The organism is Burkholderia sp. 4M9327F10, assembly GCF_005503145.1.
Classification (GTDB): domain Bacteria; phylum Pseudomonadota; class Gammaproteobacteria; order Burkholderiales; family Burkholderiaceae; genus Paraburkholderia.
On record NZ_SCNV01000030.1, the window covers coordinates 25,843 to 46,462 of the forward strand.

Here is a 20,620-nt window from a genome sequence, read left to right on the forward strand (position 1 = left end):
CGTCAAATCACGCAGCGCGCCGCACGGTTGCGCAGGGCACGGATCGCGCTGAACGCGGTCAGCGCGGAAGTCTTGGGGTTGTCCGGCAGCGGCTTGCCGCACATTTCGAGCGACATCTCGCCGAACGCGCCACGCGCCAGAATCCGGTGCACGTTGCGCGTCACCGCCGGGTCCGCAATCAAGCGCACAATCGTCTGATCAAGTCCGAGGCCCGCCAGCGCAATCGTCGCCGCCACGTTGGAATTCTTCGGATAAAGCCGCGCCGCTTCGCGAGCGCTGCCTTCGAAAATGATCCGCTCTTCCGTCAGGCTTTGCAGGTCGCAGACCTCTTCGGCGGGGGTGCCGAGCCAGCCGGTTGGCGGCTTGCGGCCCGTGTACAGCACTTCGTCGAGGCCACCCAGTTTCGCGGCGGCCAGCGCGTCCACACCGCCAATCGCGCCGGACAGCAGCGTCAGCGTCGCATCGCCTTCGTCGGCCGCGGCCGAGAGTGCGTCAAGCAACAGCACATCCGAGAGCGCGCCAATCGAGGCCACCGCGCAATCGGTGCCGGCCTTCAGCAGCGGCACGACATGGTCGACCAGCGCGCTGTGGCCCGCGCATTCCAGCGCGAACTGGGGGCGGCTGTTCAGCGCCGCCACCGACGACACCACATCCACCGACGCGCCCACCACTTCGCGCACCGACGCCGCATGACGCTCGGGCACGATCACGTGCGACACACGCACTTGCGGGTCCGCGACGACCGAGCGGTACACCGCCTGGCCGATCGCGCCGAAGCCGATCATCGCCACGTCGACGGGCGCATGATGTCCCGCGTAGCGAAGATCATGCATGTTCAGGCTCCTGCTTCTTGACCGGCGGGCCGGCAAACGCGGTAGCAAACGAGCCGACCGACAGCATGTCCACTTCCACCAGCACCGGGCCGGTCTTCGCGAGGCCTTCGCGGATGATTTCGTCAGCGTCGTCGAGCGACTTGATGCGGTAGTGCGTGAGTTTCAGGCTCTCGCAGAACTGCGCAAAGTCCGGTTGGTGCAGGTCCACGAAGCAGCGGCGGCCGCCGTAGTGCGCGTCCTGAATGTTGCGGATCACGCCGTAGCACTGGTCGTTCATCAGCACGATCATCATGTTGGCGTTTTCCTGCACGGCCGTCGCCAGTTCGCCGACGTTGACCATCAGGCCGCCATCGCCCACAAGGCATACGGTCTTCGCTGCGGTTTCCGCGAGCGCTGCGCCAATCGCCATTTGCATGCCCTGGCCGATACCGCCGCCCAGCGCATGCACACCGGCGCGCGGCGCGAAAATCTTCAGCAGGCGGTTGCCCCACGTGCTGTTCGAGATCGTCACATCGCGCACCCAGTTGTAGTCCGTGCCGACCGAACGTTGCAGTGCGTCGACGAGGCGCTTGTATGGACCGAGGCCCTTGCCCACATCCGCCACGGCAATTTCGCGGGCGGCGGCCAGATCGGCGGCGAACTGCGGGTCCACCTTGAGGCGGCCTTCGAGGCGCGTTGCGAGTTCCTCCAGCACCGCAGCCGAATCGCCGTGCACGAACAGTTCGTTGCGATAGCCACGGTTGTCGGCCAGTGCGTCGGCGTCGATGCGGTACAGCGGTTGCGGCAACGCCAGCTTGTACTTCAGCGTTTCATTGCCGCGCAGACGCGAGCCGACCACGAGGACCGCATCGCAAGTCTTGTAGAAGCTTTCCACGGAGGCATGCACGTTGAACGCACCGAGCGTCGCCGGATGATCTTCCGGCAGGATGCCGCGGCCCTGCACGCTGGTCACCACACCGAGGCCCAGTGCAACCAGACGCTCCACCGCTGCGCGGGCATGGCGCGTGCCGCCGCCCAGCCACAGCAGCGGACGCTTGGCCTTGACCAGTTCGTCAGCGAGTTGGGCGACGCGCTTGCTGTCGTGCGTCAGGGTGGTCACATGCGGCGCGCCGAGGTCGGCCGGCCATTCGATTTCCGCCGCCTGAATGTCGATCGGAATCTCGACGCTCACCGGGCCGCTCGGTGCGCTCTGCGCCATGCGGACCGCTTCGCGGATCGTCGGCAGCGCGGTTTCGGCGCTGCGCACGCGGTACGCGGCCTTCGAGATCGACGACAGCATCGACAACTGGTCCGGCGCTTCGTGGATATACGCGAGGTCTTTATCGAGGTATTCGGTTTCGATCTGGCCGGTGATATGCAGCAGCGACGTGCCCGCGGTCAGCGCCTCGACCATCGCACCCGCCGCGTTACCGGCTGCCGTGCCCGTGCTGGTGAACGCCACGCCGAGGCCGCCCGACACGCGGGCCAGGCCATCGGCCATGTTGACCGCGCCGGCTTCGCCACGCGCGCCGACATAGCGGATCTTGCCGCGATTGTTGATCGCGTCGAGGATCGGCATGTTGTGGATCGAAATCACGCCGAACGTAGTACGAACGCCGCATTGCTCGAGAAAGGCGGCAATCAGCTCGCCGACGGTGGTTTTATTAGACATGTCGTGCATTGCCTCCAGAGACATCGATGTGACTGCCCGTCGTATAGGACGACAGGTGGGTAGCCAGATAAAAGAGTGCCTGTGCGGCCTCTTCGGGACGGCCGAAGCGGCCAAGCGGAATGTTTTTCTTGCGTGCGAGTTCTGCCGTCCAGTCTTCCCAGCTTTGGCCGGGCGCTGCCTGCGTGGCGAAGCGGCGGCGCCATTGGCCAGACTCGACGATGCCGATCAGGATCGAATTCACACGGATACGCTGCGGCGCGAGTTCGACCGCGAGCGACTTGATCAGGCTCAGCAAACCGGCGCGCGCCGACGACGTTGCCACCATATGCGGCTCGGGCTGCAGCGCCAGCAGCGAATTCACGCAGACAATCGATGCGTTGCCAGAACCCGCCGTGCCGGCCGCGTCGCGCAGCATCGGAAGGAAAGCGCGGGTCGGGCGAATCACGCTGAAATACTTCAGGTCGAGTTCTTCGCGCCAGGCGTCGTCGGTGGTGTCGGCGAAGGTCGACACGCGGCCCTGGCCGGCGTTGTTCACCAGCATGTCGGTACGGCCGAAGCGTGCCTGCACCGCCTGCGCAAAGGCGCTTACCTGCTCCGCGTCGAGCACGTCGCAGCGCTCGGCCAGCAGCTGCGCCGCCGGGAACTGCGCATTTAGCGCGCCTTCCGCTTGCGCGAGGCGCTCGGCATCGCGGCCGCAGATCGCAACCGAGGCGCCCGCCCGCAGAAACAGTTCGGCAGTCGCGAGGCCAATGCCGGACGAGCCGCCCGTCACCACCGCAACCTGCCCGGTCAAATCGATTTGGATCATTAGAGCCCCAATGCCTTCATGTATTTGCTGCCCGCTGCCGGTCCATTCTTGGGCCGGTAGTTCAGGCGCTGCGAGAGTTCGTCGGCCGCCTGGCGGACTTTGTCGATCAGGCCGCTATCGAGCAGCGCTGCATCGATTTCCGGCCGCGGAATCGTCGTCGTGATCACCGCGACGATGCGGCCCGTGTCGTTGCGCACCGGCGCGGTCACGACCGAAATGCCACGCTCGAACGACGACTCGCTGATCGCAAAACCACGCTGGGCGTCGTCGCGAATCCGTTCGTACAGTTCTTCGACGGTTTCCGGTGTGAGCTTGGTAAAGCGATGCAGCTTGCGCTCGGGATACAGCACGCGCAGATCGTCGAGCGTCAGGTCGCCCATCAGCACCTGGCCGTGTGTCGTGGCATGCGCCGGCAGACGCGTGCCGACGTTCACCTTCACCGAGCTGAAAATCGGCGTATGGCTTTGCGCCTTGGCGACGAACACCACGTCGCGTCCATCGCGAATCAGGATGTGACTCGTCAGTCCGGTGTCGTCGCGCAACGCCTCGATGATCGGCAAGCCGAGGTCGGTCAGTTCGAGCGAGCTTAGGTACTCGAAGCCAAGGCGCAGCACCGCAACGCCGAGGCGATAGTTGCGATCCTTGTCGGCACGCTCGAGAAAGCCGAGCGATTCGAGCGTTTGCAGCAGACGGAACACCGTCGTGCGTGGAATCTTCAGGCGCCGGGACAACTCCGGCGCACCCAGTACCGGCTCGCGCGGCGAGAACTCAGTGAGAATTTTCAGGCCGCGTTCGAGACCCGGCACTTTGTAGCCGGCGTCGTCCCGCTCGTCGGCTTGCTTGTCATCTGTTACGCGCTCGGCGTTAATCATGTCGGGCGTCATTCAGTGGCTCCGTGGTGCCGCGCTCGCGCGGCAGAACGTGTCGATCAGCGTGTTGTACGCCTCGGCGGCTTCGATATATCCGGCGTGACCGGCGCGCGGCACCACCTGCAAAGACGTGCGGGCCGCCTGGGCCAGACGCTCGCAGCCGGACGGCGGCGTGATGCCGTCCTCGGCGCCGACTGCAACGCTGATACGCCCGTGATAGCGGGCAAGGTCGGAGGCGAGATCGGCGTTGGCAAGCAAATGTGTGGCCTGTGCGTAACCGTGAGGCACGATGCGCGCCATGTTCCAGCGCACCCATGCACGGGCGGTTTCGTCTGCGTGTTGGGACAGCATGTTCGCGCTGCGCTTTTCTGCGAGACCGGCCGGACCCAGTTCGGCCAGCATTGCGAGACGCTGGTCGCGCTTCGTGTCGCGCACGTCTGCGGCGGCCGAGCCGTAACCGCCGGCGGGAGACAGCAACAGCAGGCCCGCGAGACGCTCAGGATTGGCGACAGCAAACGCGCCCGCGATGATGGCCCCCAGCGAATGCCCCACCAGCACGCAGCGCTCGATGCCGAGCGCGTCGAGCCAGCCGCGCAGCACGTCCGCGTAGTCCGCGGCTTGGGGCGAGGCAGGCGCAACCGGATGGGACACGCCGTATCCTGGCGCGTCCCATGCCAGTACGCGACGCGTCGCGCCCAGCGCTTCGAACTGCTGCACCCATGAAGCCGCACCCGAACCGATGCCGTGCAGCAGCACAAGCGGCAAGCTGTCGTGGAGCGCCGAAGAAACCGGCTGAGCTTCGCGATATCCCACGATCTGCTCGGCCGCGGTGACGGCCTGCTGCAGCGAAAAGCGCGCAAGACGCGCTTCGAGCAAGGCAGCGGGATCGGCAGTGACAGACGGGACAGCGGACATGGTTTCTATCTGCAAGTGCAAGGTAAGGTGACTTCGGTACGGCAACCGCGCAGCGCACGGTTGCCATGTGAGGCCTTTTTCAACAGCAGACGCTCGGCAAGGCGTGCAGCGTGCCGTCGTCGAACGCGTGACGCTTAGCGCTTCAGCTTGGCAAGCGGCGAATCCGGCGGATACGTCGGCGTGATCGGCTTCGGTGAACCGAGCATCACGCACATCAGCGCGTCTTCCTCACCGACATTCACTTCGGTGCGGTACACGCCCGGCGGCACCGAGATCAGATCGCGTTCGCCGAGCACCGACTCCCATGTCTCGCCGTCGCGCTCACAGATCACTTTCATCTTGCCGCGCAGCACGAAGAAAATTTCTTCGACATCCATATGAATATGGCTCGGGCCGATGTTGCCGGCCGGAATCACCATCGTCGAGAACGTGAAGCCGCCAGCCGGGACCGTGTTGACGTCCTTTGCAACACCCGTGCCGCCCGTGCCGACATAGCGCATCTGCGCACGGCGGTACTTCGGGTCGTAGTCCGCCTGGAACTTCAGCGCATCCCAGTCGTAGCGACGGGTTTCAAGGCGTGCCACGCGCGAATCCATCCACTGCGCGAAGCTGGCTTCCGTGGGTTGATCCCACGACTTGCGTTCGATTTCGGTGTCCGCCATCTCTTTCTCCTTTCGGTCAAGACAAGATCAATTCATCACAAAGCCGCCGTTCACCGGCAGCAACTGGCCGGTCACGAAACGTGCGGCATCGGACAACAGGAACAGGACTGGCCCCGTTACATCGTCGGGAACCTGGGCGCGGGTCAGCGCGCGGCCTTTCAGGTAATACTCGTGACGCTCGGCGGGCACATAGGCAGTCGCCTCGACTTCGGTCAGGCCCGGCGCAATCGCGTTGACCGTGACGCCGTGGGCGCCGAACTCGCGCGCCAGTGAACGTGTCATCGCGATCACCGCACCCTTGCTCGCGACATACGCGAGCAGCTTCGGCGCGCCCCACATCGCCGTATCCGAGGCAATATTGACGATGCTGCCGCGGCCCGAGTCACGCAGATGCGGCAACGCTGCTGCGCTCATCAGCCACGTGCCGCGCACGTTGACGTTCATCACCGCATCCCATGTGTCGACCGCCAGCTCGCCTGCGAACTTGCCGCCCGAGTTGGTGATCGCCGCGTTGTTGATCAGCGCATCAAGTCCGCCGAGCTGCGCCACTGCCTCTGCAACGAAGCGCTCGATGTTGGACGGATCGGCGAGATCCAGCGGCAGGAAGTGCACCGCCTGACCTTCGCCCTGGAGCGCATCGGCAAGCGCATGGCCTTCGTCGTGCAACACATCGCCGAACACCACTTGCGCACCGGCTTGCGCCAGCGACTGCACAAACGCTGCGCCCAGACCGCGCGCACCGCCCGTCACGATCACGCGCCGGCCGTTCAGCGCCGCGAGCACAGCGTTAGCGTTATGCATGGCTATGTCCTGCTGCCGCACCGGCTTCGGCGGTGGCAGCTTGCGCACGATGGGTGGCGAGTGCGTCGAAATCCTGCTGCGCGCGCTGGCGCAACATGCGGCGCACGCGCGTCATACCGACGTCGTGCTGGTAGAGGAATTCGTGCTGGCGTGCATTCGGCGCCATGCTTTCGAGGACGTAGCGGTCCTGTTCCAGCACGTCCCAATGCAGGCCTTCCAGGCGGTTGCGGTACATGAAGCGCCATGCGTCGCGCTGCCAGCCGGACACCTTGCGGGTGCGCCAGAAGTAAACCTGGCAGTTGTTTTCGTCGACGGGCACGGCAAAGCCGATGATCCCGAAGTTGCCACCCGGGCCAAACTTCTTCTTGTACGGAATCGCCAAGCGCATCCACAGGCAGCCGGTTTCACCCAGCTCAACCCAGTCGAAGTTGACGTCGCGCTGGCCGACCTTTTCGAACATCAAGCCGGTGTCGGTCTTGCGCACGCGCATGTCGGCCTGCTTGTCGCCTTCGGCCATCGAATGCGACGTGGCGTGCAGATAGGCGCCGTGCATCGGGTCCATCACGTTGTCGATCGCGTACTGGTAATTGCACTTCCAGTTCGACATGCACAGGAAGCTCGCGTATTCCTCGCCCACCAGTTCTTCCGGCAGCACGAGCGGGGCGGGTTCCTTGTGCGCGTCGTCGCCGAACCACAGGAAGATCGCGCCGGCGTGTTCCTGCACGGGATACGACTTCACGCATTTCTGACCTTCAAGCGGGCAGTTCGACACCGCCGGCACCTTTGTGACCGTGCCGCCGCCGTCGATTTCAATGCCGTGGTACCAGCAGGCAACGCTGCCGCCAAGGTTCCAGCCGAGCGACAGACGCGCGCCGCGGTGCGGGCAGCGGTCTTCCAGCGCGTGAACCAGGCCTTCCTGATCGCGCCACAGCACGATCTGGTCGCCGAGGCGTGTCAGGCCGATCGGCGCGTTGCCGACTTGCCAGCTCGGCGCGACCGGGTACCAGTAGTTGCGCAGACCGAGGTCGAGGTAAGCCTGCAGCGGATCGGCCGTGCCGTGGTCCGTCGTATTGGGAGTAGTGGGGGACGTCATGGAAAGACTCCGGATGCGGGTGCGGTGAGACGGGTTCGCTCGGTTGTTCGGGGCTTGCGCTTATTCAGCGAGCAGACGGAATTCGGCGCTCAGGCGCTCGGCGGTCCACGCCGCGCCTTCGGGAGTGCGGAAGCCGACGCGGTTCAAACCGTCGGCCACTTCCTGCAACTCCACCGCGCCCGCATCGAACACTTTCTCGAGCGCGTCGCCGAAGTCGTTCTCGTATTGCGTCGGCTCGGCCTTGCGGGTTTGCCACACGAGGTTCTGCGCCTCGCCCGGTTTTTCGATGACGCCCTTGCCGGCCACGTTGTTCGGCTGCGGCGCGAGCCACGGCTTCAGGGAGGGATTGAATTTCACGGCTTGCTCTCGCATGTCATTCCACCTTGATCTGGATTTCTTCACCGGCAAGACGCACCGCGTACACCTTCAGGTCGCGGCCACCCGGCTCTTTCAGGCACTTGCCCGTCGGGATATGGAACACGGCTTCGTGCAACGGGCATTCGACGGTGTCGCCGTCGACAAAGCCCTGCGTCAGCAACGCGTACGCATGGGGGCAGACGTTCTCCAGCGCATACAGCGCATCGCCCACCTTGTAGATGCCGATCTCCGTGCCGTCGAGCTTGAACTCGAGCGGCGCGTCTTCGGACAGTTCGCCGGCATGTCCGGCGCAACGCCATTGTTCAGTCATGTTTGCTACCTTCTCCTGAAGCTCTTATGTTCCACATGTGAAACATCAGTTCGTGTATGGACAATTATAGGAGTCGCTTTGCAGAGAAAAAATAAAAATCTGTTGCGTTAGGGGAAAACACTGATGTGGCGTCGGGAAGACAGCGCGGCGCCAATTCGCCTGACAAGCGAGTGCCCTGACAACCCTGTTCCGTAAGGGTTTTCTGTCGGCATCCGAAGCAACCCTTCGGGCCGCATCCGGGTTTCCTCGGGGCTCGAAAATTTATTTTGACCACTTCTGAAGACTCTATACTTTCCATAGGCGATACATACGCCCATAGGTGGAACAAACAAGAAGCGAAGTTTTGGCGCATAAACCCACGACTAACGCTCACTCAATGCATTACGGCCAACGAAATGAGATCGGGCCTTTCGTCACACGATTAGGAGAACCAACGGTGAAAAGAATCATTGCAGTCGGACTTACGGCAATGTGTGCCGCGTCAGGGGCTTGGGCACAAAGCAGTGTCACGCTTTACGGTAGTCTGGATGCCGGAGTCGCGTACATCAGCAATGTCGGCGGGAGTACGAAATGGATTGCGGAACAGGGCAACATGCAGCCTGACCGTTGGGGCCTGAAGGGTGTCGAGGATCTGGGCGGCGGCCTGCACGCCGTGTTCCAGCTGGAGAACGGCTTCTATACGACGACCGGCGCGATGGCGTCGGCCGGAACGTTGTGGAATCGTCAGGCGTATGTGGGCCTGAGCTCGGATCAGATCGGCACGTTGACGCTGGGTCACCAGACGCCGTTTAACTTCGACGTGTTGGGTCCGCTGAGCACGGGCTATCTCGCCGCAAGCTGGTATGCGTTCCACCCGGGCAATATCGACGAGCTGGCCGATACGAGTGTCGTGCCGTTCAACAACTCGGTGAAGTTCCGCTCGACGAGCTTTAGCGGCTTCTCATTCGGCGCAATGATGGGTCTGGGCAACACGACCGACTTCGCGACCGGCCGCACCTTGAGCTTCGCGGCGAGCTACGCGAACGGACCGTTCAAGGCCGGTGCGGTGTACTCGAACGAGCACGACCAGACGCCGTCGATCGTCACCACCGGCATCACGAACTTCCAGGGTGTGGCGGCCGCCAACTACACGGCCGACAAGATGGAGAACATGGGCGCCGGCCTGTCGTACCAGTTCGGCAAGCTGCTCGTGCATGGCCTGTACACGCGCGTCAAGCTGGATTCGCCGGGATACTCGAGCACCTATCAAAGCTACGACGCAGGGGCGAACTACCAGTTCACGCCGTTCAACAGCGTGGCAGGCGGCGCGGCAACGACGAGCTTCGACGGTCACCGCTGGACGCAGTTCGAGATCGGCGATATCTACGCGCTGTCGAAGTCGACCCAGGTGTATGTGAATGCGCTGTATGAGCGTGCAGGTTCGAATACGGACGCTGCGTTCTTCACGGCAGGCGCCGCGAATGGCCGCAATCAGACGGTGTTCCTGACGGGCGTTCACCACTCGTTCTAAGCGGGTGGCGGGGCGGTGGCCCAGTGGCCAAGCGGCGCGGTTGCCACGCAACCGGCCTGCCCCCGCCTAGTTCGCCGCCACTGTCCTGCGGCGCGCTTCGGCCACGGTCGGATCGTCTGCACGTGGGCGGTAGTTGAGGCGCGTCGACAGATCCACGGCCGCGGTGCACACCGCCGCAATCAGCGGTTCGCGTTCACCGGCCTCGCCGATATCCGAACGCGGCACCGTAACCGTCAACGCAGCCACGATGCGGCCGGTCTGGTCGCGCACGGGCGCCGTCACCACAGAAATTCCGCGCTCAAACGAAGCCTCGCTCACCGCGTAGCCAAGCGCCGCGTTTTCACGCACACGCTGGTTAAGTTCTTCGACGGTCGCGGGCGTGCGGTCCGTAAAGCGCTCGAGCTGCGGCTCGGGATAGAGCTGGCGCAACTCTTCGCAGCTCAGATCGCCCATCAACACCTGGCCATGCACGGTGGCATGCGCCGGCAGACGCGTGCCGACATGCACCTTGACCGAACTGAACATCGGATCGTGCGTCTGGGCCTTCGCCACGAACACCACGTCGCGCTGATCGCGGATCAGCAAGTGCGCGCTCAGTCCCGTGGCATCGCGCAGGCGTTCGAGCAGCGGCGTGCCGACGTCGGTCAATTCAAGCGAACTCAAGTATTCGAAACCCAGCCGCAACACCGCGACGCCCAGCCGGAAATGGCGGTCGCCGTTAACGCGCTCCAGGAAGCCGAGCGCTTCGAGCGTCTGCAACAGGCGGAAGGTGGTGGTACGAGGAATGCCGATGCGCTTGGACAACTCCGGCGCGCCCAGCACCGGTTCGCGTGCGCTGAACTCCGAGAGAATGCGCAGGCCGCGTTCGAGGCCCGGGACGAGATAGGTCGAGCCGCCGGCGCTCTCTTCGTCGGCGGTTTCGCCCAGATCGACGGGTACTGCGGCCTCGTCTTGAGCCGCCGGCTCATCGCCGCGCGGTTTGGCCGCTTTGCGTCCCGCTCCTGTCATGTTTTCTTTTGCCATATCCGGCTGTGGTTCGTGCTGATCGTCTATAGGTCAGCATGATAGCGCGAAGCGCTGCGGGCCAATTTGGCCTGACGCCGCGAATTCTGGCATCGTACGATCTCGCCACCTCTGAACGGGCTTGACACATAAAAGGACGATATCGGGCGCGATCATTACCCGATCGTCGACGCGTGCCGGCATTGCGCCGTAGACGAAGCCGTTTCATTGCTTGAACAGCACATTTTCGAAACGAAGCACGAAGCACCGGCTGCAGCACGACCGGGATACCCGGCGCACGCGAGCAGCCCAGACCTGAGGAGCCATACCCGATGAACCAGAACGACGACTTGCCCGTGCCGCACCCGAACGCGGAGCTTCCCGGCGACGACAGCCCGGACAACCCCGAGCGGCGCCGGGTCCTGACCGGCATTGCAGCGGTGGGCCTCGGGCTCGCCCTTTCCGGCTGCAACACCGAAGAACTGGCGGGAGGCACGCCACGCAGCGCCGCCGACCTGCGGCTCGACGCCGCCCTGCACGATCAGGTGCGCCAGATTGTGGTGATCTACGCGGAGAACCGCAGCTTCGCCAATCTGTATGGCAATTTCCCGGGCGTGCAGCATCCGCTCGACACCGTGCCGGCCGAGCGCTACGTGCAACTCGACCGCGATGGCAAAACACCCCTGACGCAGTTGCCGAAATTCTGGGGCGGCCTCGTGCCGCAGGCGCAGGAAGTGGACGGCAAGCGCTACATGATCGGCGAGCACGACATCACCGGTTTGAACAACAAGCCGTTCCGCATCACCGACGCGCAAGGCGCGCCGCTGCCGAACGGCGTGATCACACGTGACCTGTGGCATCGGTTCTATCAGAACCAGATGCAGATCAACGCCGGGCGCAATAACCAGTTTGTCGCGTGGGCCGACTCAGGCGGGCTGGTGATGGGGCATTACCGCAACTCCGCCGAGACGCTGCGGATCTGGAATCTGGCGCAGCAATACACGCTGTGCGACAACTTCTTCATGGCGGCTTTCGGCGGCTCGTGGCTGAACCACATCTTCCTGATCTCCGCGCAAGCGCCGCTCGTGCCGGACGTGCATAACACCGCGGCGAAGCAGTTCGTCTCGGTGATCGAAGGGGACGACCCGACCGGCGCGTGGCTCAAGGTAGCGCCGCATTCACCGGCCTCCGCGCTCGACGGTCCGCCGAAGTTCGTCAACGACGGCCTGTTCACGCCCGATGGCTACGCCGTCAACACGATGGCGCCGCCGTATCAGCCGAGCTTCGTGCCGCCTGCGCCCGGGGGCGATCCGGCGACGGCCGATCTGTCCAATCCGCGCGTGCTGCCGCCGCAGAACTACGCCACCATTGGCGATCGTCTGTCGGATAAGGGTGTGAGTTGGGCGTGGTATGCCGGCGCATGGCAATACGCGATTGACCACAAGGACACGGGCAGCGTGCCCGACTTCCAGTACCACCATCAACCGTTCAACTACTTCGTCAACTATGCGCCGGGCACCGACGCACGCGGCCAGCATCTGCGCGATGCCGGCGTGGGCGACGACGCGTCGACTAACCGCCTGCTGGCCGATATCGACGCCGGCCGCCTGCCTGCCGTCACGTTCTATAAGCCGCAGGGCAATCTGAATATGCATGCGGGGTACGCGGATGTGGAATCGGGTGATCGGCATATTGCTGCGGTGATCGATCATTTACAGCGCAGTCCGCAGTGGGCGAATACGGTGGTGATCGTGACCGTTGATGAAAACGGCGGGTGGTGGGATCCCGTGTCGCCGCCGAAGGGCGACCGCTGGGGACCGGGGTCGCGGATTCCGGCACTGGTGGTGTCGCCGCTCGCCAAGAAGGGCTATGTGGATCACAACGTGTATGACACCAACTCGATCCTGCGCTTCATTACCCGGGTGCACGGGTTGAAGCCGCTTGATGGCGTGGTGGCGCGCGATCGCGCGTTTGCGCAAAACGGGCTGCCGCCGTTGGGGGATTTGACCAGTACGTTGGCGCTTGCTTGATTGCGGATGGTTGATTGATATGTAGCAGCGGTCCCGCCCGGCTTGAATGGCGGGACCGTTTTGGTTAACGCAGACGCTGTAAGTAGGCACTCACCTCTTCCGCTACCCGCGCGTGCTCTTGCTGCGGCCTCATTGTGCTTTGGCCTTCAACTTTTCCACCACCGAATCCGAGATCTGCTGCGCGGTGTTTTTGATCATGCTCCTCTGGTCATGCCCGGCCATCACAAACTTCGCGGCGATCACATAGGGGTTGAGCTTGATGAAGGCGCCAGGCTTGTCCTTGCTGGAGCCTTCTTCAGTGCTCTCGTAGAGCGGTGGCAAGGCTGGGTTGGACAGGTCGTCGAGTGACACTGCGACCTGGAAATGACTCTGGCCCGCGCCGAGACCTACGATGGCGCGCTTCAAGCGGTTGCCTTCGTCGACGCTTAGAAACACGCCACGCACTTGCCAGCCGGTGGTGGGCAAGGCTGCGCCGGGAGGGAGCCGGCGTGCGTCGACGCCGGCTTTCATCAGATCGGCGGTGAGGTCATTTGCCATATCCGCGACGATCTCTTTGGCCTGGGTCTGAGGGTCTTTCGATTGCCGCAGCGGGCCGCCGGGTAGCACGCTGCCCAGGTGTCGGAGCCGGCTGCCGGGGCCGCTGTCCGGTGTGACGTCGGCGACGTCGAGGTCGAAGTCGGTCACATAGACGACCGGCGCCGGAGTTGGAAACGGCGGTGGGTCGGCTGCGTAGCCTGAGGTGCCGACGAGGCCGGCCGCCGTCAACATAACGAGCCACGCCGCTGCAACGGCGGGGGGCATCCATCTACGCGCCATGAGGCGCCTCCGTGGTCGTGGTATCGACGCCGCTATCCTACAGGGCTGGGGCGGCGAGCTACGCTATTGGCTAATGGCTCATCGACTTCCTGTTCGCCCTCGATCGGCTGCGGATTCAAGCGGCCGATGCAACGATTTGACCAAATCGATCAGCAGTGTAGTTCAAGGGATGGGTATCGGCCGTGCCTTTGGATGGAACATGGCAAGCCGAAGAGTCTTGAGCCCAGCGTCTTTGGCGTACTTCAGGCAGATGACACTGCCAGGACCTTACCCCTGAAGAGGGTCTCGTGATGGCCGTTACGCAAAAAGCGCCTCGTGCCAGCACGTTCGGCGACACCATTACCGCTCCGAAATGTCCGCGCGGCTCAATGCGCGCAAAGTGATCACTCTCGCGGCGAGTCACATTGAGCCGCTGTCACTCCGACCGGCGCCCCGCCCACAGCATCGGTCGGCGATTGGCCCACGGCCGGGCCTGCTCGAGTTGCCCGGCGAGTCGCAGCAACGTATCTTCCCGGCCGAATCCTGCTGCGAACTGCACGCCGATCGGCAAACCGGTTGCAGGGTGCATTTCAAGCGGCACGGACATGGCAGGTACGCCGGCGACGTTGAAGGGCGGCGTGAACGGCGAATGTCGAAAGACCCGCTGCGTCCATTCGAAACCATTCATCGATTCGGCTCCGGCGCCATAGGCGCCGATAACGGGCGGCATCTGCGGCAGCGTCGGCGTGAGCAACAAGTCGATATCTTCAAACCACGCCCCGACAGACCGCGTAACCAGGTTGCGCATCGCCAGTGCCGCCGCAAACCCAGAGGCTTTTTCCTCCTCGCCGTATCGGAAGCAGGCCAACGTGGCTGGCTCGAGCGTCGTGTCGTCAACCGGCCGGCCGGTTGCGGCTGCGAGGCCCTCGATCCAGCCGACGAGCGTGGCAGTCCAGATGGTCGCGTTCATCTGCACGAAGGCGTCCCACGATACGCCGAGCGTCGGGTGGAGGTCGATGATGGTATGGCCGAGCGATTCCAGAAGACGCGCGGTCGATGACGTCGCTGCCGCGATAACCGGATCGGTATGTTCCCCATTCCAGGGATCAAGCAGCAGGCCGATCTTTAACTTGCCGGGCTCGCGGATCACTTCGGAAAGGAAGCTTCGTTCGGGCGCGGCAGTGACATATGGCTCGCCAACCGCGTGGCTCTGGATCGCATCGAGCAACGCTGCGCTGTCCCGCACGCTGCGGCTCACGCCCAATTGCACACCGAAACCCGCGAATACTTCGTCAAGCCAAGGCCCGTTCGAGCTGCGCCCGCGCGTCGGTTTGAGCCCGAACAGGCCATTGTAGGCGGCGGGCACGCGAATCGAGCCTGCCGCATCCGTCGCATGAGCGAGCGGGACGATGCCTGCCGCAACCGCCGCCGCCGCACCGCCGCTGGAACCGCCTGCACTCAACTCCGGCAGCCACGGGTTACGGGTCGCGCCTTGCAGCGTGGACTCCGTGGTCGTACTGAAAGCCATCTCTGGCGTGGCTGTGCGTCCTATTGTGACCAGCCCCGCAGCGCGAAAGCGCGACATCAACAACGAGTCCTCGGCAGCGACAACGCCTTGCGCGAGCCGGCTTCCCAGTTCCAGTTTCTTGCCTTGCATGCTGAGCGCAAGATCCTTGATCAGAAACGGCACACCCGCCAGCGGGCCGCCCCGGGAATTTGCGTTGCCGCTTTCGGAAGCGGGCCAGCTTTCGATAACCGCGTTGATCTCCGGGTTAACGACTGCGATGGCCTCACGCGCGAGTTCGACAAGCTCGGCCGACGTGACCTCGCCGTTTGCGACCAACTCCGCAAGTCCAATCGCGTCGTAATCCGTGTATTCGCTCAGTTTCATATTTCCTCCGTATTGGTGAAGGAAACGATAAGGCAGACTTCTCAAGGTGATTAGTCTGCGTTCGTGACAAGGATTGAGCCACGGATGGGACAATGTCACCGCAATGCAACTCAACATTTTTGAGCGGGTACGCGAGTTCCGATGACCAGAGATCTCAACGACACACTCGTTTTTGTTTGCGTCGTGCAGGCAGGCAGCTTCACGGCGGCGGCGAACGCCCTGCAGATTCCGAAGACGACTGTGAGCAGGCGCGTTCGGCAGCTGGAGGCGCACCTGGGCGTGGCCCTGTTGCACAGAACGACGCGAAAGCTGCGCCTGACAGAAGCAGGCGCGGCATATTTTGAGCGCTGCAACGGCATCGCCCGGCAACTCGACGATGCGGAAAACGCCGTTCAGCAGATTCGCGGAACACCCGGCGGCTGGCTGCGCGTGACGCTGCCGTATTCGTTTGGCGCGACGTGGATCGCGCCGTTGATAGCCGGCTTCTGCTCGCGCTATCCCAAGGTGCGCGTCGATATCGTCGCGACGCATGTGCCACTCGATCTGATCGGAGAGAACGTGGATGTCGCCCTGCGCCTCGGCGCGCTTACCGATTCGAGTCTGGTGGCGCGGCGGCTTGGCAGCTTTTCGACGTCGGTTTATGCGAGCCCTGCGTATATCGACAGGCATGGCGCGCCCGAGAGTCCAGAGGATTTGCATCGTCATCCGGCGCTCGCGCTGCATCAGGCGCGTACCGACAGCGGCTATGCGTGGCCGTTGCGCAAGGCGGGGCGTAAGGCCAAACGCTACGGGCTGGATCCGGTGATCGTTGCAAGCGATCCGGTGTTGCTTGTGGACGCGGCGCGTGCCGGCAATGGCTTGTTGTTGGCGATGGATGCGAGCATGGCCTCGGAAGTTGCAGCGGGGCGTCTGTGCAGGGTACTACCCGAATGGATCGGTCCACAGCAGGATCTCAATGCGCTATTTCCGAAGGAGCGGGTGCCGTTGCCGAAGCTGCGAGCGTTCCTGGACTACCTGAAGGCTCAATTGCGCTTTACGCATACGATCTGACCGGATACAGGTATCGTCGTCCGAGTACCGCCCGACGCGTCCGGCTGCACACCACCCTCAACGCTCTTGCGTTCACTCGAACGCAGCTTTGAGAAATGCCGCGACTTCGGCAGGCGACTGCGCCTGTGCCTCCGGGTCGCCGCCCAAAGTGATGCCCGTGGTCAAGCAACGCTTCGACTCAGCCACGGCGGAAGCGCCAGAGAGCGTCTGGCCATCTCGAACCATTGTGAACGTTCTGCTATCGAGATCATAGGAGCCGTGGCATTCCCGCGCACTGGTTGCAAGCGGTATTGAATGCAGAAGTGTCGGTCTGTCGAAACCATGCCAGGCATCCGGATACTCTTTCAGCGTGATCTGTGTGCCTTTCGAACGCAGCGTGTCAGCATAGGCAATACAAGGCGCCGCCGGCGTATAGTTGTCCTTACCGCCAACCAGCATCAGGACGGGAGAACCGTCAATATGCGCTGATTCATAAGAGATGCCGCAGGACGGATAGAAAGCGACGTGGGCAGCAAATCGCAGATCGCCCTCCGTCGCGGCCAGACGGAAGGGTTCCAATGACGAATAAAGCGCCGCAACACCGCCGCGCGAAAAGCCCATGACCGCGATCCGGCCTTTGTCGATACGAGGATCGGTCGCCAGCAAACGCAAGGCGGCGTAGGCATCGGCGATGCCGGCGGCCATCGAAAGCTGAGTCTGGTCTTTTTCAGTGTTCCTGAGTCCGCGCCCGGTAAAGCTGTCGACAACAAAGCTGGCATAACCTAGCGCATTCATGCGCCGGGCCCAAACCCGTTCGCCTGGATTCACGCCGCTACTTCCATGCAGGATGATCACGGCGGGTACGGCGTGTGGCCCATTGCTGGGCATGCTCAAGTCTCCGGTAATGACTGCCTTTTCGCTGCTGGCGTAGTGCGAGAGATAGTCTCCGGCACTCCTGGGCGTAACCGACGCGAACGTTATGATTCCGCTACGGCCGTCGTCGAGGGAGGTCGTGATTGAAGAGCTAACGGTGGCAGGCGAGCTACAAGCCGCCATCACACTGGCGGCGACAACTAACAACAGGCTTCGTGTGGCGTGACGAACAATTCTTGTATTCATTGTTAGCGCGTTCCGTGGTTTCGAAGCTAGGCACCTCAAGCCGCAACTCATGCAGAATCTGGCACTCATGTGTCGGGCCGGCACCGTCACCCTCGATCAACGGGTCCACACCGGATTGTAGCCAAAGTTGACGATCCACCGATGAAGCAGACCACGTCAAACCAGATCCTTCACCAACGCCGCCCGCACCCGCGCCTCAATAACCTGCGTAGGCACCGGATAACCCGGATGATCGCAGCCGATCTCCAAAGCCGCCCCGTCACGCAACCGCGCCTTCATCGCCGGCGTAAGCTCAAAACGCACGAAGTGCACCGCCGAAGTCTTCTGCTCGTTATCCCGCTCCAGATCCTCATCGGCAATCGCATAAACCGGCGGCTCGCCCTCCACCTGTAGAAACACCTGATCCTCGATACCAATCAGCCGCGCCAGCGCAGCCTGCCGCTCGATTTCATTCTCATATTCGATCTGCATGGTCGCCTTCAGGTTGCTGCCGTCCGGCACCAACGGCAGATAAGCATTCAGTTCACCCTGGATACCATCCTCGTCGAAAATCTTCTCGATATGCAGCATCTCCTGGATCTGATACCGGATCGTGGTTTCGTCTTCGAACAGGAACGTGACGTGATTGCCGAGCGGCACGGTGCGATCTTTCTTGTGCTCGATCACCTGGGCGCGCATGGCAATGCGTGACTTCGAATAATTTTCGAGCGACAGCAGCGAGTTGCGGGCGATGCTCATCTCGGTGTCCTTCAGTCAGTGGTGGGTTATCAGAGGCCGTACGCCTTGCGCAGCAGCGTGAGCGGATGCGCGAGTTGTCCTTTCGACAAGCCGCTTTCGTCGAACCCCTGTTCGATATGATGGCCGGCCAGTTGGCAGTCCGACGAAATGTAGTCGGGATGCGGCTGGGCCATCGCCTTGAAAACCGGCGTGCCGATCTGCATCGCCGTGCGGTGAAATTCCTTTTTGATGCCAAATAAGCCGGCATGTCCTGAACAACGCTCGACGACCGTGACCTGCGTATCGGGCACCAGCGCCAACGTCTCGGAGGTTTTACGGCCGATATTCTGCACCCGCGCATGGCAAGGCACGTGATACGAGACTTTACCGAGGGCAGTCTTGAAGTCGGTTTTCAGCAAGCCGTCGCGATGGCGCGACACGAAGTATTCGAAAGGATCCCAAAACGCCTCGCTGACGGCGCGTACATCGGCATCGTCGGGGAACATCAGCGGCAGTTCCTGCTTGTGCATCAGCACGCAACTCGGAATCGCACCAATGATCGCGTAGCCCTCACGGGCATATTTCGCAAGCACCGGCACATTCTTTTCCTTCTTGGCGGCAACACCCTGCAAATTGCCCTGTTCGAGCAGGGGCATACCACAGCACACTTCGCTCTTCACCAGTTCGTAGGGAATGTCGTTGTGAGCGAGCACGGCGAGCAGATCGTGACCGATCCCCGGCTCGTTGAAATTCACATAACAGGTGGCGTAAATCGCCACCTTGCCCGGCGTGCGCTCGCCGTCGCGCACCGGCGCGGTTGGGGATTTTTTTGCGGCACGGCGAAATTTTTTCGTTGCGAAGTCGGGCAGCCATGCGTTTCTGTCGACGCCGAGCGCGTTCTCCATCACGCCACGCGCCGTCGCGTTGTGATTCACTGCGTTGACCGTCTGCGTAACCACCGGAATGCCCGCGAAGTGGCCAAGCGCGTCGGTGTTGAAGAGAAGCTTGTCGCGCAGCTTGAAGTCGCCGTGTTTGTAGCTGACGGCCTTGCCGCGTAGCATCAGGTGCGGAAAATCGACGTTCCACGGATGCGGCGGCACGTACGGACACTTGGTCATGTAACACAGGTCGCACAAATAACACTGATCGACGACCTTGCCGAATTCGGCTTTGTCGACCTCGTGCGCTTCACCGGTCTCGGTGGCATCGACCAGGTCGAACAATGTCGGGAACGCGCCGCACAGCGAAACGCAGCGGCGACAACCCGCACAGATATCGAAGACGCGCGCCAGTTCCTGGTCAAGCGCCTCCTGATCGTAGAACGTGTCCGAAAGCCAATCGAGCGGATGCCGGGTGGGCGCCTCGAGGCTGCCTTCTTTGTGGGGCATGGAGTCAGGCTCCTTGCATGCTTTTGTGCTTTTCTCGTCAGGCAGAGCAACCCGCACATGAGGACGCACAAACGCGTCGCCGATACCCCGGCTGTCGCGCTGCGCCGCACCATGCGCTGCTCCGACACAAACGGGAGCCTGCGGACCTTTGCCGCAAGCTCCCGTCGTCTTCTCAGACTATTTCAGTGTAGCCGCTCTTCACGCCACTGCAAACGGCGTCAGTCGACCAGTCCTTCGAGCGCCTTCGTGTAGCGGTTCGCGTGGCTACGCTCAGCTTTGGCGAGCGTTTCGAACCAGTTGGCGATTTCGTCGAATCCCTCTTCGCGAGCGGATTTGGCCATGCCCGGATACATATCCGTGTATTCATGGGTTTCGCCGGCAATCGCCGCCTGCAGGTTTTGCCGCGACGAGCCAAACGGCAGTCCAGTGGCCGGGTCGCCTACCGCTTCGAGATATTCGAGGTGGCCGTGTGCATGGCCCGTTTCGCCTTCGGCGGTCGAGCGGAACAGCGCCGCGACATCGTTCTGGCCCTCAACGTCGGCCTTGGCTGCGAAATACAGATAACGGCGATTCGCCTGCGATTCGCCGGCAAACGCTGCCTTCAGATTCTCCTCGGTCTTCGAACCCTTGAGTTGCGACATCTGAACCTCCATGCAAGCCTGTAATGTGGGGGCGCGCGATGGGGGACGAAATCGTCCGCAGAACTACCGGCGCAGACGCGCGTCGCTGCACCGCAACGTTAAATCTAGAAGCTGTGCGAGACCTTCCCAATTGTGTTTTTCAATGCCGGCGATAGTCGTTTGCCTTGCATAACTCGAT

Annotated in this window: 20 protein-coding genes and 1 pseudogene; 4 read left to right on the forward strand and 17 right to left on the reverse strand. The window is 62.7% G+C overall.

The window, feature by feature from the left end:
* Positions 1 to 2: 2 nt before the first annotated feature.
* The 10 genes from FFS45_RS24260 to FFS45_RS24305 all read right to left on the reverse strand — a co-directional run bounded on the left by FFS45_RS24260 (position 3) and on the right by FFS45_RS24305 (position 8,320).
* Entirely contained in the window at positions 3 to 833 is an 831-nt protein-coding gene (locus FFS45_RS24260; protein ID WP_137957171.1) for an aspartate dehydrogenase, read from the reverse strand.
* Positions 826 to 2,484 (reverse strand): thiamine pyrophosphate-binding protein, encoded by a 1,659-nt coding sequence (locus tag FFS45_RS24265; RefSeq protein WP_137957172.1) that lies wholly within the window; start codon positions 2,482 to 2,484, stop codon positions 826 to 828. Before FFS45_RS24265 ends, FFS45_RS24260 begins: the two co-directional genes overlap by 8 nt.
* A complete protein-coding gene (locus tag FFS45_RS24270) occupies positions 2,477 to 3,292 on the reverse strand; it encodes an SDR family oxidoreductase (RefSeq protein ID WP_137957173.1) in 816 nt (271 codons plus the stop codon). The genes FFS45_RS24265 and FFS45_RS24270 overlap by 8 nt, the downstream gene beginning before the upstream one ends.
* Complete coding sequence (locus FFS45_RS24275) at positions 3,292 to 4,164, reverse strand: IclR family transcriptional regulator (RefSeq protein ID WP_249362909.1); 873 nt, start codon at positions 4,162 to 4,164, stop codon at positions 3,292 to 3,294. Before FFS45_RS24275 ends, FFS45_RS24270 begins: the two co-directional genes overlap by 1 nt.
* Before the next feature lie 12 nt (positions 4,165 to 4,176).
* Positions 4,177 to 5,076 carry an alpha/beta fold hydrolase gene (locus tag FFS45_RS24280; RefSeq protein ID WP_137957175.1) on the reverse strand — a complete coding sequence of 300 codons (900 nt, stop codon included), beginning with the start codon at positions 5,074 to 5,076 and terminating at the stop codon, positions 4,177 to 4,179.
* Between the two features lie 134 nt (positions 5,077 to 5,210).
* On the reverse strand, positions 5,211 to 5,738 hold the full coding sequence (locus FFS45_RS24285) for a cupin domain-containing protein (protein WP_137957176.1): 528 nt from the start codon (positions 5,736 to 5,738) through the stop codon (positions 5,211 to 5,213).
* A gap of 27 nt (positions 5,739 to 5,765) precedes the next feature.
* The gene (locus FFS45_RS24290; protein ID WP_137957177.1) at positions 5,766 to 6,539 is read right to left on the reverse strand and encodes an SDR family oxidoreductase; all 774 of its coding nucleotides are present in this window, start codon (positions 6,537 to 6,539) and stop codon (positions 5,766 to 5,768) included.
* Entirely contained in the window at positions 6,532 to 7,632 is a 1,101-nt protein-coding gene (locus FFS45_RS24295) for an aromatic ring-hydroxylating dioxygenase subunit alpha (protein WP_137957178.1), read from the reverse strand. Before FFS45_RS24295 ends, FFS45_RS24290 begins: the two co-directional genes overlap by 8 nt.
* 60 nt (positions 7,633 to 7,692) lie before the next feature.
* Positions 7,693 to 8,004 carry a recombinase-like helix-turn-helix domain-containing protein gene (locus tag FFS45_RS24300; RefSeq protein ID WP_137957179.1) on the reverse strand — a complete coding sequence of 104 codons (312 nt, stop codon included), beginning with the start codon at positions 8,002 to 8,004 and terminating at the stop codon, positions 7,693 to 7,695.
* A 1-nt stretch (position 8,005) separates the two neighbouring features.
* A complete protein-coding gene (locus FFS45_RS24305; RefSeq protein ID WP_137957180.1) occupies positions 8,006 to 8,320 on the reverse strand; it encodes a non-heme iron oxygenase ferredoxin subunit in 315 nt (104 codons plus the stop codon).
* Between the two features lie 436 nt (positions 8,321 to 8,756).
* Between FFS45_RS24305 and FFS45_RS24310 the strand changes: the two genes are divergently transcribed.
* The gene (locus FFS45_RS24310) at positions 8,757 to 9,830 is read left to right on the forward strand and encodes a porin (RefSeq protein ID WP_137957181.1); all 1,074 of its coding nucleotides are present in this window, start codon (positions 8,757 to 8,759) and stop codon (positions 9,828 to 9,830) included.
* A gap of 66 nt (positions 9,831 to 9,896) precedes the next feature.
* On the opposite strand, the gene FFS45_RS24315 is transcribed toward FFS45_RS24310, so the two are convergent.
* A complete protein-coding gene (locus FFS45_RS24315) occupies positions 9,897 to 10,838 on the reverse strand; it encodes an IclR family transcriptional regulator (protein ID WP_171029734.1) in 942 nt (313 codons plus the stop codon).
* 326 nt (positions 10,839 to 11,164) lie between these two features.
* On the opposite strand from FFS45_RS24315, the gene FFS45_RS24320 reads away from it, so the two are divergent.
* Positions 11,165 to 12,862, forward strand: a complete 1,698-nt coding sequence (locus FFS45_RS24320; protein ID WP_137957183.1) for an acid phosphatase — start codon at positions 11,165 to 11,167, stop codon at positions 12,860 to 12,862.
* A gap of 129 nt (positions 12,863 to 12,991) precedes the next feature.
* Here FFS45_RS24320 and FFS45_RS24325 read toward each other — a convergent pair whose 3' ends face one another.
* A complete protein-coding gene (locus tag FFS45_RS24325; RefSeq protein ID WP_249362907.1) occupies positions 12,992 to 13,678 on the reverse strand; it encodes a DUF4410 domain-containing protein in 687 nt (228 codons plus the stop codon).
* Positions 13,679 to 13,935: 257 nt separating this feature from the next.
* On the opposite strand from FFS45_RS24325, the pseudogene FFS45_RS42450 reads away from it, so the two are divergent.
* A pseudogene (locus tag FFS45_RS42450) lies at positions 13,936 to 14,081 on the forward strand (alpha/beta hydrolase); the annotation flags it as partial.
* Positions 14,082 to 14,093: 12 nt separating this feature from the next.
* Here the strand turns inward: FFS45_RS42450 and FFS45_RS24335 are convergent.
* On the reverse strand, positions 14,094 to 15,548 hold the full coding sequence (locus FFS45_RS24335; protein ID WP_137957184.1) for an amidase: 1,455 nt from the start codon (positions 15,546 to 15,548) through the stop codon (positions 14,094 to 14,096).
* 141 nt (positions 15,549 to 15,689) lie between these two features.
* On the opposite strand from FFS45_RS24335, the gene FFS45_RS24340 reads away from it, so the two are divergent.
* Positions 15,690 to 16,598: a LysR family transcriptional regulator gene (locus FFS45_RS24340; protein WP_137957185.1), complete on the forward strand. Its 909-nt coding sequence runs from the start codon at positions 15,690 to 15,692 to the stop codon at positions 16,596 to 16,598.
* 72 nt (positions 16,599 to 16,670) lie between these two features.
* On the opposite strand, the gene FFS45_RS24345 is transcribed toward FFS45_RS24340, so the two are convergent.
* From FFS45_RS24345 to FFS45_RS24360, 4 genes are all read right to left on the reverse strand, one after another.
* Entirely contained in the window at positions 16,671 to 17,696 is a 1,026-nt protein-coding gene (locus tag FFS45_RS24345; protein ID WP_171029730.1) for a dienelactone hydrolase family protein, read from the reverse strand.
* 156 nt (positions 17,697 to 17,852) lie between these two features.
* The gene (locus tag FFS45_RS24350; protein WP_137957187.1) at positions 17,853 to 18,434 is read right to left on the reverse strand and encodes a DUF3501 family protein; all 582 of its coding nucleotides are present in this window, start codon (positions 18,432 to 18,434) and stop codon (positions 17,853 to 17,855) included.
* A gap of 29 nt (positions 18,435 to 18,463) precedes the next feature.
* On the reverse strand, positions 18,464 to 19,801 hold the full coding sequence (locus FFS45_RS24355) for a heterodisulfide reductase-related iron-sulfur binding cluster (RefSeq protein WP_137957188.1): 1,338 nt from the start codon (positions 19,799 to 19,801) through the stop codon (positions 18,464 to 18,466).
* A 218-nt stretch (positions 19,802 to 20,019) separates the two neighbouring features.
* Positions 20,020 to 20,442: a rubrerythrin family protein gene (locus FFS45_RS24360; protein ID WP_137957189.1), complete on the reverse strand. Its 423-nt coding sequence runs from the start codon at positions 20,440 to 20,442 to the stop codon at positions 20,020 to 20,022.
* Between the last annotated feature and the right edge of the window lie 178 nt (positions 20,443 to 20,620).

What these genes read in the sequence shown, in the direction of transcription:
- FFS45_RS24260 (WP_137957171.1), bottom strand. Translation starts at nt 833, where the DNA reads ATGCATGATCTTCGCTACGCGGGACATCATGCGCCCGTCGACGTGGCG.
- FFS45_RS24265 (WP_137957172.1), bottom strand. Translation starts at nt 2,484, where the DNA reads ATGTCTAATAAAACCACCGTCGGCGAGCTGATTGCCGCCTTTCTCGAG.
- FFS45_RS24270 (WP_137957173.1), bottom strand. Translation starts at nt 3,292, where the DNA reads ATGATCCAAATCGATTTGACCGGGCAGGTTGCGGTGGTGACGGGCGGC.
- FFS45_RS24275 (WP_249362909.1), bottom strand. Translation starts at nt 4,164, where the DNA reads ATGATTAACGCCGAGCGCGTAACAGATGACAAGCAAGCCGACGAGCGG.
- FFS45_RS24280 (WP_137957175.1), bottom strand. Translation starts at nt 5,076, where the DNA reads ATGTCCGCTGTCCCGTCTGTCACTGCCGATCCCGCTGCCTTGCTCGAA.
- FFS45_RS24285 (WP_137957176.1), bottom strand. Translation starts at nt 5,738, where the DNA reads ATGGCGGACACCGAAATCGAACGCAAGTCGTGGGATCAACCCACGGAA.
- FFS45_RS24290 (WP_137957177.1), bottom strand. Translation starts at nt 6,539, where the DNA reads ATGCATAACGCTAACGCTGTGCTCGCGGCGCTGAACGGCCGGCGCGTG.
- FFS45_RS24295 (WP_137957178.1), bottom strand. Translation starts at nt 7,632, where the DNA reads ATGACGTCCCCCACTACTCCCAATACGACGGACCACGGCACGGCCGAT.
- FFS45_RS24300 (WP_137957179.1), bottom strand. Translation starts at nt 8,004, where the DNA reads ATGCGAGAGCAAGCCGTGAAATTCAATCCCTCCCTGAAGCCGTGGCTC.
- FFS45_RS24305 (WP_137957180.1), bottom strand. Translation starts at nt 8,320, where the DNA reads ATGACTGAACAATGGCGTTGCGCCGGACATGCCGGCGAACTGTCCGAA.
- FFS45_RS24315 (WP_171029734.1), bottom strand. Translation starts at nt 10,838, where the DNA reads ATGACAGGAGCGGGACGCAAAGCGGCCAAACCGCGCGGCGATGAGCCG.
- FFS45_RS24320 (WP_137957183.1), top strand. Translation starts at nt 11,165, where the DNA reads ATGAACCAGAACGACGACTTGCCCGTGCCGCACCCGAACGCGGAGCTT.
- FFS45_RS24325 (WP_249362907.1), bottom strand. Translation starts at nt 13,678, where the DNA reads ATGGCGCGTAGATGGATGCCCCCCGCCGTTGCAGCGGCGTGGCTCGTT.
- FFS45_RS24335 (WP_137957184.1), bottom strand. Translation starts at nt 15,548, where the DNA reads ATGAAACTGAGCGAATACACGGATTACGACGCGATTGGACTTGCGGAG.
- FFS45_RS24340 (WP_137957185.1), top strand. Translation starts at nt 15,690, where the DNA reads ATGACCAGAGATCTCAACGACACACTCGTTTTTGTTTGCGTCGTGCAG.
- FFS45_RS24345 (WP_171029730.1), bottom strand. Translation starts at nt 17,696, where the DNA reads ATGAATACAAGAATTGTTCGTCACGCCACACGAAGCCTGTTGTTAGTT.
- FFS45_RS24350 (WP_137957187.1), bottom strand. Translation starts at nt 18,434, where the DNA reads ATGAGCATCGCCCGCAACTCGCTGCTGTCGCTCGAAAATTATTCGAAG.
- FFS45_RS24355 (WP_137957188.1), bottom strand. Translation starts at nt 19,801, where the DNA reads ATGCCCCACAAAGAAGGCAGCCTCGAGGCGCCCACCCGGCATCCGCTC.
- FFS45_RS24360 (WP_137957189.1), bottom strand. Translation starts at nt 20,442, where the DNA reads ATGTCGCAACTCAAGGGTTCGAAGACCGAGGAGAATCTGAAGGCAGCG.